13 protein-coding genes are annotated in these 11,511 nt (G+C 42.9%); 9 read left to right on the top strand and 4 right to left on the bottom strand.

Annotated features, from left to right (window positions below; genetic code table 11):
* Window positions 1-532: 532 nt before the first annotated feature.
* Complete coding sequence (locus tag PN457_RS02225; protein ID WP_271731036.1) at window positions 533-703, bottom strand: chlorophyll a/b-binding protein; 171 nt, start codon at window positions 701-703, stop codon at window positions 533-535.
* A 360-nt stretch (window positions 704-1,063) separates the two neighbouring features.
* Here PN457_RS02225 and ald point away from each other — a divergent pair, with 360 nt between their 5' ends.
* The 6 genes from ald to PN457_RS02195 all read left to right on the top strand — a co-directional run bounded on the left by ald (window position 1,064) and on the right by PN457_RS02195 (window position 7,812).
* On the top strand, window positions 1,064-2,155 hold the full coding sequence (gene ald, locus PN457_RS02220; protein ID WP_271731035.1) for an alanine dehydrogenase: 1,092 nt from the start codon (window positions 1,064-1,066) through the stop codon (window positions 2,153-2,155).
* Window positions 2,156-2,841: 686 nt separating this feature from the next.
* Window positions 2,842-4,287: a cytochrome ubiquinol oxidase subunit I gene (locus PN457_RS02215; protein ID WP_271731034.1), complete on the top strand. Its 1,446-nt coding sequence runs from the start codon at window positions 2,842-2,844 to the stop codon at window positions 4,285-4,287.
* 52 nt (window positions 4,288-4,339) lie between these two features.
* Entirely contained in the window at window positions 4,340-5,356 is a 1,017-nt protein-coding gene (gene cydB / locus PN457_RS02210; protein WP_271731032.1) for a cytochrome d ubiquinol oxidase subunit II, read from the top strand.
* Between the two features lie 99 nt (window positions 5,357-5,455).
* A complete protein-coding gene (locus tag PN457_RS02205; protein WP_271731030.1) occupies window positions 5,456-6,475 on the top strand; it encodes an ABC transporter ATP-binding protein in 1,020 nt (339 codons plus the stop codon).
* A 47-nt stretch (window positions 6,476-6,522) separates the two neighbouring features.
* Window positions 6,523-7,410 (top strand): ABC transporter permease, encoded by an 888-nt coding sequence (locus PN457_RS02200; protein ID WP_271731029.1) that lies wholly within the window; start codon window positions 6,523-6,525, stop codon window positions 7,408-7,410.
* 48 nt (window positions 7,411-7,458) lie between these two features.
* Window positions 7,459-7,812, top strand: a complete 354-nt coding sequence (locus PN457_RS02195) for a hypothetical protein (RefSeq protein ID WP_271731027.1) — start codon at window positions 7,459-7,461, stop codon at window positions 7,810-7,812.
* A 44-nt stretch (window positions 7,813-7,856) separates the two neighbouring features.
* Here PN457_RS02195 and PN457_RS02190 read toward each other — a convergent pair whose 3' ends face one another.
* Window positions 7,857-8,294, bottom strand: coding sequence for a peroxiredoxin (locus PN457_RS02190; protein WP_271731026.1), 438 nt, complete (start codon window positions 8,292-8,294; stop codon window positions 7,857-7,859).
* A 106-nt stretch (window positions 8,295-8,400) separates the two neighbouring features.
* On the opposite strand from PN457_RS02190, the gene PN457_RS02185 reads away from it, so the two are divergent.
* From PN457_RS02185 to PN457_RS02175, 3 genes are read left to right on the top strand one after another with little or no spacing between them, the layout of a single operon-like run.
* Window positions 8,401-8,793: an Npun_F0494 family protein gene (locus PN457_RS02185; RefSeq protein ID WP_271731025.1), complete on the top strand. Its 393-nt coding sequence runs from the start codon at window positions 8,401-8,403 to the stop codon at window positions 8,791-8,793.
* A 9-nt stretch (window positions 8,794-8,802) separates the two neighbouring features.
* Window positions 8,803-10,278, top strand: coding sequence for a cobyric acid synthase CobQ (gene cobQ, locus PN457_RS02180; protein WP_271731024.1), 1,476 nt, complete (start codon window positions 8,803-8,805; stop codon window positions 10,276-10,278).
* 15 nt (window positions 10,279-10,293) lie between these two features.
* A complete protein-coding gene (locus PN457_RS02175) occupies window positions 10,294-10,533 on the top strand; it encodes a 2Fe-2S iron-sulfur cluster-binding protein (protein ID WP_271731023.1) in 240 nt (79 codons plus the stop codon).
* Between the two features lie 140 nt (window positions 10,534-10,673).
* On the opposite strand, the gene PN457_RS02170 is transcribed toward PN457_RS02175, so the two are convergent.
* Together PN457_RS02170 and PN457_RS02165 are read right to left on the bottom strand one after the other, a co-directional pair.
* Entirely contained in the window at window positions 10,674-11,120 is a 447-nt protein-coding gene (locus PN457_RS02170) for an SRPBCC family protein (protein ID WP_271731022.1), read from the bottom strand.
* 35 nt (window positions 11,121-11,155) lie between these two features.
* A partial coding sequence (locus tag PN457_RS02165; RefSeq protein ID WP_271731021.1) for a zinc ribbon domain-containing protein occupies window positions 11,156-11,511 on the bottom strand: 356 nt, incomplete at its 5' end.

Raw genomic sequence — 11,511 nt, 5'->3', positions numbered from 1 at the left:
CACTTGCAGCATCCGGTTAGCACCTACTTTTAGACTCGACCTTCTAAAAGAGCTAACAAGGGGTTACTTCGTTCCGTGTGTCCATTCTGTGTACCTTTAGAGTGATGCTATACGCCGGGTTTTTCGGCAGTGCTTAACGGTCTAACAAGAAATAGCCGTTTCCTTATCCCTTACCTTTTGGTTCCAGCCTGTCAGCCTGATTTGGCTGGTTGCTTGTAACGACGCTTTAAACACATCTTCAACTTTCGTTTTACTCATGGGTAATTTGCTCGGCGTGTACCAGGTTAGGCTCCCAGTAAGAACGTCTTTTCCTCCTGCTTTACGGATTCATGACTAGTCGCTACCGTAAGGAAGATGCTGTCACCCTCGCACTTAGGGGGTAGGATTCTCACCTACATGAACACATAGTTATAAGAATCTGGTTTTCACCAAACCTTACCTTCCGTCCCTGAGCATTAGTACTCATTTAGGAAGAACGAATCGCACTCTAATTACTAGCTTACAACCGGAAATTTTATATTTTCTAGTCCCACTATTTCAGGCCTAGCCATGATAGCACACCTTGGTTAGTGAAGTACTCAATCACCACCATCAATAAAAAGCCAATCATTGCTGCTCGGCCGTTTAAGCGTTCAGCATATTCATTAAAGCCAAACTTAGGCTCTTCTAATTTGGGGGTAATTGTTGGTTGTGATTGTGACATTTTCTAGAAACCTCTTTTTGGCGGGAGTTAAAACAGTGAACAGTAAAGGATTATCAAACTTGCAGACGGCATTGATCACCACACTGAATTTAAAACTTGGAGAACCTGACCCCCAGATGATTGGTAACTGGTGGTAGTGATGGTGGTGCATAAATCCCCGAATCTGCTACAGCCTCCAAATAGGAAACCGTACAATCCTATTTTAACAATTTGTAATTATTTTTTATATATTGTAGAAATATGGGGGCAATAGTCAAGGGCAGGAGTTTGATCACCTAGCTGAGTAATTAGCTATCCCTAATACGGAAGTGCAAGTCTGAGCAGGCTAAAGTTGAACAAAAAAATCATTAGAGGCGGAACATGGAAATCGGCGTTCCTCGGGAGTTTAAGGATCAAGAGTTTCGGGTAGGGTTAAGTCCCTCTAGTGTGCGGGTACTCAGAGAAAATGGCCATACCATTTTTGTTCAGAGTCAAGCAGGTAGTGGTGCGGGATTTACAGATGAGGACTATCAACAGGCCGGGGCTGAGATTGTTTGCACAGCCGAAGCAGCATGGAATCGGCACTTAGTTGTCAAAGTCAAAGAACCTTTGACAAATGAGTATAAGTATTTACAAAAAGGGCAGATATTATTTACTTATCTGCATTTAGCAGCCGATCGCAGTTTAACCGAGCATTTAATTGATTGTGGCACTTGTGCGATCGCTTACGAAACCGTAGAACAAACCGGTGCCAATAAACTACCCTTGCTCAGTCCCATGAGCATTATTGCTGGTCGCCTAGCAGTACAATTCGGAGCCAGATTTCTAGAACGCCAGCAAGGTGGTAGAGGAGTTCTCTTAGGGGGTGTCCCTGGGGTCAAACCAGGAAAAGTAGTAATTTTAGGCGGCGGCGTTGTGGGTACAGAAGCGGCTAAAATTGCTGTGGGTATGGGTGCTGCTGTGCAAATCTTAGATGTAAATGTCGAGCGGTTATCTTACTTAGAAAATGTATTTGGTTCTAGAGTAGAACTACTATACAGCAACTCAGCCCATATCCAAGCTGCTATCAAAGAAGCTGATTTACTCATTGGTGCTGTTTTAGTCCCCGGACGCAGAGCGCCCATACTAGTATCCCGTGAATTTGTCCAACAAATGCGCCCCGGTTCGGTAATTGTAGATGTTGCAGTTGACCAAGGCGGTTGTGTAGAAACTTTACACGTGACCTCACACACCAATCCTGTATACATAGAAGAAGGTGTCGTACATTATGGAGTTCCCAATATGCCGGGTGCAGTACCTTGGACGGCTACCCAAGCCCTTAATAACAGTACATTACCTTATGTTGTCCAATTAGCAAATTTAGGTATTAAAGCCCTAGAAGTCAACCCAGCCTTAGCTAAAGGTCTGAATGTGCAAAATCACCGCTTAGTACATCCAGCAGTGCAAGAAGTTTTCCCGGATTTGGTAAATTAAGATATTCGGTAATTGCGCTACTATATCCTCTAAGGTTAGACCAAAAAGCCTGCCTATGCAGGCTCAATACTTTATAGTTAAAATTTTAGTTGTTAGCTAATATACTTTACTAGTATGTACTGTATACTTTATACTTGACATATCGATGAATATCAAGGTCTACAAATCATGCGCAAGTAATTATATATACTAATAAGCCTAGAAAGTCAGTTTTTGAGTATTAGGTTTAAATAACAAAAATATAATCAGATATATTCAAATATTAACACCTATAGCACAAAAATATCATGAATTTTTGCCTATATTATATTGTAATGCAAGATGTGAATGTGATATATTAGTCTTGAGTTCAAGAAGCGTAGATCCTTGGAAAGTGGTGAAAGTCCTGATCTGAGAGTGCGGAGAGTTAGAATTAACCTAACCATAGCTCCTGTGTGGCAGGAAATCCTATAAATTAGACGAAATAAAACATTTTCAAGAGTAGCTAATCAAATCAGAACTGAAAAAAGGTAAAAGTAGTTCGGAAATCTATCTCAGATTAGAAACCGAATAGTGCGGCTTGTAGTTAGCCCTGTAAGGTGTAAGACCTTACCAAGCTAGAAATATTTGACTATATTTTTAGTAACTATATTGACATTGTAGCCGAAAAGTGTATCCTAGGTATGGCTAACTCAGGGAGATAAATCGTGGAATTTTTATCTGATTCTGTGGTGTTATCACGGATGCAATTTGCATTAACAGCACTATTCCATATGCTCTGGCCAGTCCTAACAACGGGGATGGGGATTTATCTGGTCATCGTTGAAGGAGTATGGCTAAAAACTCAAAATCCTGATTATTACCTTCACGCTCGGTTTTGGTCTAAATTTTATGTCCTTAACTTTGGTATTGGCGTAGCAACGGGTATACCCATGGAATTTCAGTTTGGCACCAATTGGGGACCATTCTCGGAAGCCGTGGGTAACTTTTTTGGTAGTGTTATTGGTTTTGAGGCTTCTTGGGCGTTTATGCTAGAAGCTGCATTTTTAGGCATTATGTTATTCGGCTGGGAGCGTGTCAATCCCGCCATTCACTATCTTTCCACAATTTTGGTAGCTGTAGGTGCGAACTTATCCACCCTGTGGATTTTGACAGCAAACTCCTGGATGCAAACCCCCGCAGGTGGGCAAATGGTGGATGGTAAATTTATTGTCAGTGATTATTTTCAAGCAATTTTAAATCCCTTTATGGTTAACAGTGTACTGCATATGTTTTTCGCGACACTGGAAACCTCTTTATTTGTGATTGGGGGAATTAGCGCTTGGTATATTTTAAAGCAACGTCAACCGGGTTTCTTTTCTAAGTCTTTTAAGATTGCCTTAGCAGCTGCGATCGCAGTTGCACCATTACAAATATACATCGGACACCTCAGCGGCGAGCAAGTTTATCACTATCAACCCACGAAACTCGCAGCCATGGAAGCCCAATGGGAATCTTCACCAGCGGGACAACCTGCTGACTGGAGTTTGCTAGCCATACCCAACGAAAAAGCCCAAAAAAACGACTGGGAAATCACCGTTCCCAACGCCCTGGGGTACATTCTGGAATTTAAGAGAAATCTTTCCGAACCAGTACGGGGACTAAAAGAGTGGAAACCAGAGGATCGACCCCACATGGTCGGTTTAATTTATTACGCCTTCCGCACCATGATCGCCATTGGCTTTTTCTTAGCCGGTTTAATGTTCTTCAGTACATTACAATGGTTACGCGGTAAACTATCAGTAGAAAACATTACCCAGCAATCCTGGTTGTTACGGGGTTGGATACTTGCAGCACCTCTAGGATACATCGCCGTAGAGTCCGGGTGGATTGTGCGCTGTGTAGGAAGACAACCTTGGACACTTTACGGACAAATCCGCACCGTTGACGCTGCTTCTCATATACCTGCTAGTAATGTTTTAGTTTCACTCACCAGCTTTGCTACAGTTTACACTCTCTTATTTATTGCAGCTTTGTACTTTGGTAGTCGCATAATACGTCAAGGTCCAAATCTAGATTTACCAGTCCCAGGACTAGAAATTACTCAACCCGCAGTAGAAACCACCCCTGGGGAGTTTCTACCCGATGAACGTCCCGCAGAAGCACAACAATAATCAGAAAATTCCACAACCTCTAATTTAGCAACCAATCTCAAGAGTTAATTATATGGAGACACTCCAGTATTTTCTCCCCCAAGTATGGTTTGTAATTTTGGCTTTGTTCCTGTTCCTCTACGTCATGCTAGACGGTTTTGATTTAGGGGTGGGGATACTATCTCTCACCTCATCCGACGAGGAACGCCGGGGAATTTTAATGACCAGTCTCAGTAATATTTGGGATGCAAACGAAACCTGGCTAGTTTTAATGGGAGGGGGTCTGTTCGGTGCGTTTCCCTTGGCTTATGGCACAATTTTAAGCGCCTTGTATATTCCCATTCTGACTATGGTGTTTGGGTTTATTTTCCGGGGAGTAGCCTTTGAATTTCGGGAGTTATCCAACCGCAAATTTTTATGGAATTTTGCCTTTGGTGCTGGGAGTTTTACCGCCGCGCTCGGTCAAGGTTTTGCTTTAGGTGCGGTACTCAAGGGAATTAAAGTTGATGAAGCTGGACACTTTATTGGTACAACCTGGGACTGGTTGAGCATTCCTTCTGTGTTAGTGGCTTTAACTTTGATTCAAGCCTATGTTTTAATTGGTTCGACTTACCTGGTGTGGAAGACTACAGGAGAATTACAAGCTACTCATTTTAAAACTGCTAAAATTGCCGCTTGGACGACTTTAATAGGCGCTATTTTCATCACCATTAGCACACCAATTATTTATGAAAATGCCAGAGCACGCTTATTTCAACAACCACTAGTATATATCTTTGCGGTAATTCCTGTGTTGGGAGTGTTACTAATTTGGCAACTTCTCAAGAGTCTTAACCTGAGAGAGGAAAGAGCGCCGTTTGTCTGGACTATTCTTTTATTTGTCCTGACTTTTTTGGGGTTGGGATTAATTGTTTTTCCTTATATTATCCCTAATCAAATTACCATCTATCAGGCGGCGGCTGATCCGAGTTCCCTGGTAATTATGATTATTTTTATCGGGTTTCTGATTCCGGTGATGTTGTTTTACAACCTTTACCAGTACATTGTGTTTCGCGGTAAGGTGACTGGGGGACAGTATGGGGAGTCATAAAGTCATGGAAGGTGATCTAGAACTCCCCTGACCTCTCACGACTCATCTACAATAGAAATAGAATTTGTTGAGATTTGTATAGTTAGAGTTTAAGCTGTCATGGCTCCTGCCGTTTTAATTGAAAAGCTACAAAAGAACTACGGTAAAGTAGTCGCAGTCAAAGATGTATCCTTTGAGGTAAAACCGGGGGAAATCTTTGGTTTACTCGGTCCTAACGGTGCGGGTAAAACTACGACTCTGCGAGCTTTATGTACTCTGACAACACCGGATGCTGGCAAAATCGAAGTATCTGGTATATCGGTGACGGAGAACCCGAAAATCGCTCGCCAAAAACTGGGCTATGTAGCCCAAGAAGTCGCATTAGATAAGGTTCTAACTGGAAGGGAACTACTACAACTCCAAGCAGCGCTGTATCACATTCCCCGGTCCGTGGCTAAACAGCGGATTGATATGGTCTTAAATTTACTGGGTTTACAGGAATACGCCGATAAAAAAACCGGAACCTATTCCGGTGGTTTACGCAAGCGCCTAGACTTAGCAGCGGGTTTACTCCATGCTCCAGATGTTTTAGTGTTAGATGAGCCCACCGTGGGGCTTGACATAGATAGCCGTTTTGTGGTATGGGAATTTTTACGCCACTTACGCGCCTCTGGAACAACAGTATTGATTACCAGTCACTATTTAGAAGAAATCGACGCATTAGCCGATCGCGTGGCTATTATTGACCGTGGTACGGTGATTGCGGCGGGTACACCTTCTCAATTAAAAGATCAAGTTGGGGGCGATCGCATCACTCTGCGCATCCGGGAATTTTCCCCAGCAGAAGAAGCCGAAAAAGCCAAACAAGTGTTACAAAACTTACCCTTTGTCCAAGAAGTAATTATTAACAGCGCCCAAGGTAATTCCCTCAACTTGGTAGTAACACCAGAAAATGATGCCTTAATGACCATACAGCAATCCCTCAACACTGTGAGCTTGCCGATCTTTGGTATTTCTCAATCTCGGCCCAGCCTAGATGATGTTTACCTCGCGGCCACCGGGCGAACTTTGCTGGATGCAGAACTCGCTGCAATTAGCACCCGCGATCTCAAAGCTGAGAAAAAGCAAAATATGAGATAGTCATTGGTCATGGAACTTCCCGCTTTTCCCCTACTTCCTAAATTACTATGAGTGTTACCCCTAAATCTGAAATGAATTGGCAGCAATTAGCATCGCCAGAATTAGATGTGAATACTGCCCCCAATTTATTGGGTGAACTAGTCCAAGAGACCCTAGCTTTAACTCGTCGCTTGTTTATTCAATTACAACGCCGTCCCTCAACCTTAGTTGCTGGAATTATTCAGCCGGTGATGTGGTTAGTGCTATTTGGGGCTTTATTCCAAAATGCCCCCAAAGGTTTGTTTGGAACTACGAGCAATTACGGTCAATTTTTGGCGGCTGGTGTAATTGTGTTTACAGCTTTTGCCGGTGCTTTGAATGCTGGGTTACCGGTGATGTTTGACCGGGAATTTGGCTTTTTAAATCGGTTACTGGTAGCACCTTTAGCTTCTCGGTTTTCCATTGTCTTTGCTTCCGCCATCTTTATCATTAGCCAAAGTTTACTACAAGCAGCGGTAATTGTAGCAGCAGCAGCATTTCTAGGGGCAGGCTTACCCGATGCCGCCGGGTTGAGTGCGATCGCCTTAATCGTGTTTCTGCTCTCCTTGGGTGTAACCGCCATTTCCCTGGGTTTAGCCTTTGCCTTACCTGGACACATTGAATTAATTGCGGTTATTTTTGTCACTAACCTACCCTTATTGTTTGCCAGTACCGCCTTAGCTCCTTTATCCTTTATGCCAGGGTGGTTGCAAATTGTCGCTACCCTCAACCCCCTGAGCTTTGCCATAGAACCAATTCGTTACCTATATCTTCACAGCGATTGGGGGCTAAATAGTGTAGTCATGTCAGCACCTTGGGGTAATGTTACCTTTGGGGGAGCGCTCCTGGTGTTGTTTGGCTTTGCGTTGATAGCTTTATTGAGCATTCAAACCCGACTGCGGCGGACTCTGGCCTAGAGCTTCAGTCAGCTAAATTATTGATAGTAATTTTACAGTCAAAACTCCATGGAAAAACCATTTTTATCACTTACTCAATTTTCCCTGCTCAGTGTTGCAGGAATTAGCGTGGCTTCCTTGCTTCTCGCTCCACCGAGTTTGGCTCAATTTAACTCTGTAGATCGTGGCACAAACCAGAATAGTGACCCATTAGCTAGCCCAAACTCAGGTGATTTAAATATGTTTGATATTATTCACCGGGCGAATTTGGGGAATGTCAACTGGAATGCTGATGAGCAACAACAACAAATAGACTCAGCAGCATCCGACTTTAGAGCCAGACAACAAAAAGCTTTTCAAGAACAGGAACGCTCAAATACAGATTCACCATCGGTTTTACCTCAAGGAACTGAATCACCATAAATTGGATTTGAATTAACCTGATAGGTTAATTCAAAATCTCAAAACTACAGACCAAGTGCCGCTAAAACATCACTGGCGTGGGTAGTAGTATTTACACTAGCGTCAACATGAACGATTTTGCCGTTAGGGTCAATTACGTAGGTAACACGCTTGGCGTAACCACCGCCATCGACATCATAAGCTTTGATTAAACTTTGGTTAGTGTCAGCCAACAAAGGAAAGTTGAGATTATATTTTTGGGTAAAGGCCTGATGAGAGGCTTGATCATCGGCGCTGACTCCCAGCACCACTACATCTTTACCTAAATATTCAGGTTGAGCATCCCGGAAGCTACAAGCTTGTTTGGTGCAACCCGGGGTGTCATCTTTGGGGTAGAAGTATAAAACAACTGTCTTCCCAGCAAAATCAGATAATGAAACCGTATTACCGTTAGTATCTTTGACGGTAAATGCAGGTGCATCCGTACCAACTGCTAGAGGCATAATGAACCTTTCCTGTTTGAAATTGATGACTTTGAAATTTTACAATAATTTACAATATTTAAGGAATTGACTCAAAAAAATGGTACTCAAAATTGGGAAGTGACCAATGACTAATGACCAGAAAACCTTATCTTATGCCAGTAGTACAGTAGAAAGGGCTAGGCGATCGCTTATATGCTCTCCTTTTAATCTTGTATTGTTGCAAGCTATGCGTCAGCAGAGTTTACCATTAAGTGCCATCGCTATGGAAAATGGTGTCCAGAATGGCTATACTAAAAGCCCTTTATCAGAACTGGCTTGTGATGATGCTTTAAACTGGCTGATTCAAGTGGGTATTTTGCGGCGAGAAGTCGATGGTCAGGGAATTACGGATAGTTTCCGCCTCACTCCTCTAGGTCATCTGTTGGTGGAACAATTCCATGGCCAAAATTGGCCTAATGCTTCCTGGAGCGATCGCTTGTATAATGCGGGAGTTTACTGGTTTCGACTACCCTTTTAATTACGAACTATGAAAGCAATTATGGTAGTGGGAACAACATCCCACGCTGGGAAATCACTGATAAGTACAGCTATTTGTCGGATTCTGTCGCGGCGTGGTTGGCGGGTCGCTCCCTTTAAAGGTCAAAACATGGCACTGAATGCTTATGTCACCGCCAATGGGGGAGAAATTGGTTATGCTCAAGCAGTACAAGCTTGGGCAGCTGGTGTTATCCCTGGGGTAGAAATGAACCCAATTTTACTCAAACCCCAGGGGGATATGACATCCCAAGTGATTATCAAAGGTAGAGCTGTAGGCAAAGTCAAAGCTTCAGATTATTATGAACAATACTTTAATATTGGTTGGCAGGCAATAGAAGAGTCTCTAAAACATTTATCCACAGAATTTGATTTACTTGTCTGTGAAGGTGCGGGTAGTCCGGCGGAGATTAACCTCAAGCACCGCGACTTAACTAATATGCGGATAGCAAAATATTTAAACGCACCAACTATATTAGTAGTTGATATTGACCGGGGTGGTGCTTTTGCTCATGTGGTGGGAACTCTGGAGTTACTAGAACCAGAAGAACGTCAATTAATTAAAGGTATAGTAATTAACAAATTCCGGGGTCAGCGATCGCTTTTGCAACCCGGGATAAAATGGTTAGAAGAACGTATTGGCATTCCTGTGATTGGTGTGATCCCTTATTTTCAAGAAATTTTTCCCGCCGAAGACTCCCTAGACCTACTAGAACGTAAGTCATACAAAACCAATACTGACCTGAATATCACTGTTATTCGCTTACCCAGAATTGCTAACTTTACCGATTTTGACCCCTTAGACTCGGAGCCGAGTGTTGCGGTAAAATTTCTGAGTATGAAGCAAGATTTAGGACATCCCGATGCCGTAATTATCCCAGGAACAAAGACCACAATTACCGACTTGCTACTAATGCATAAAACGGGTATGTCCGAAGCAATTAAAAACTATGCAGCTTCTGGCGGTACAGTGTTAGGTATTTGCGGCGGCTATCAAATGCTAGGGCAAATTATCGCTGATCCCGAAGGAGTAGAAGGACAAGCTGGTAGATTTCAGGGGTTAAATCTTTTACCCATTAGAACTGTAATTACCGGACAGAAAATTACTCGTCAGCGCCAAGTTAGCTCCAATTATCCCCAAATGGGTTTACCAGTCAACGGCTTTGAAATCCACCAAGGGCGATCGCGCATAGAACAATCAGAAGATAACCCAGGATACCATCATTTATTTGATGATCCTAATTTAGGACTAGTGGATAACTCTCAATCTGTTTGGGGTACATATCTCCATGGACTGTTTGATAATGGCCCTTGGCGACGGGCTTGGTTAAATCGTCTGCGTCAACAACGAGGTTTAAAATCTTTGCCCACAGGTGTTGCTAACTACAAAGAACATCGAGAACAAATTTTAGACTCTCTGGCTACAGAAATTGAAACCCATTTAAACTTAGAGCCAATTTTACCTTAACTAAAATTATTGTTCATGACTATTCGCGTCCGCTTTTTACCAGATGATGTGACTGTTAATGCCGAAGTGGGAGAACCGCTGTTAGATGTAGCGCAACGGGCTGGGGTGTTTATTGCCACCGGGTGCCTCATGGGTTCTTGTCATGCTTGCACTGTTGAACTAGAAGATGGCGAAGTCATTCGCGCCTGTATTTCCTCAGTGTCACCAGAGCGCGAAGAAATGATCATTAATTTGTATGGTGACCCTACTTGGTAATTCTTTGTCCTGATTTTGTTACGTGAGCATTTAATATTTAGGTATCATAAACCTATACCAATAATTATTGCTGTTGAAACTACGGGGGATACACTACCAAAAGTGTGTAACCCCCCATAGTATTTAATTGCTCAGAATGGTTAGCTTTGAGATTTAACATTCAAAGCATATTCTTTGAACCTTTCCAAATCAGCTTCAATGGTAGACTCAACTACCCGCCCCAAAAACAAATTATCCATAATTTTGCCAATAATTCCAGGGATGGCATAGGAAACCGTCATTTTGACAATACTACTACCATGGCGGTCATAAAAGCGGATCGCACCTTGATTTGGCAGACCATCAACGGATTCCCATTGAATAATTTGCTCTTTGACGACCTTGAGCATCCGGGATTTCCATTTAAATTCCAGACCCCCTGTACTAAGTTTCCATAGAGATATGTCCGGGTTGTCTGGCGAAATCCTCACAGAATCAATCCACTTCATCCAACGTGGCATTTGCTCTAAGTCAGACCACAGACCCCATACTAGTTCTATGGGAGCATCGACTTCAATCTGCACACTATGCTCTAACCACTCTGCCATTTTCTTTGATTCCGATACTTTTTTGCTACATTTCACTAACAAATACACTCTTTAAGAGAGGGCGTATCAACCAATGCACGGAGGAAAATCCCCCGCGCACCATTTATGTCCCGGCTCATTACCCGCCCGTCAGATGGAGACTTAACGAACTTAGCACCACCAAGGTTGGGGATGATTTCACCAGTCCAACTGACTGTTTTTGATGTGTACGCTTCGTTGACATCCATAACCACTTTATTAGTCTCAAAAGCCTTGTGCTTAAGGAACTGCTTAAATCGGTAGTGAGAGAGTGTTAACATTTGGCGCACTGACTTTGACCTAATTCGTCGTTTCGCCTTCTGAGACATTTGGGATGTTTCAAAGGTTGGCAGTAAAATAATGTCAAAGTTAT

The sequence above is a fragment of the Anabaenopsis arnoldii genome (assembly GCF_028331025.1).
Lineage (GTDB): Bacteria > Cyanobacteriota > Cyanobacteriia > Cyanobacteriales > Nostocaceae > Anabaenopsis > Anabaenopsis arnoldii.
This window is presented reverse-complemented; position numbering and strand designations above follow the sequence as displayed.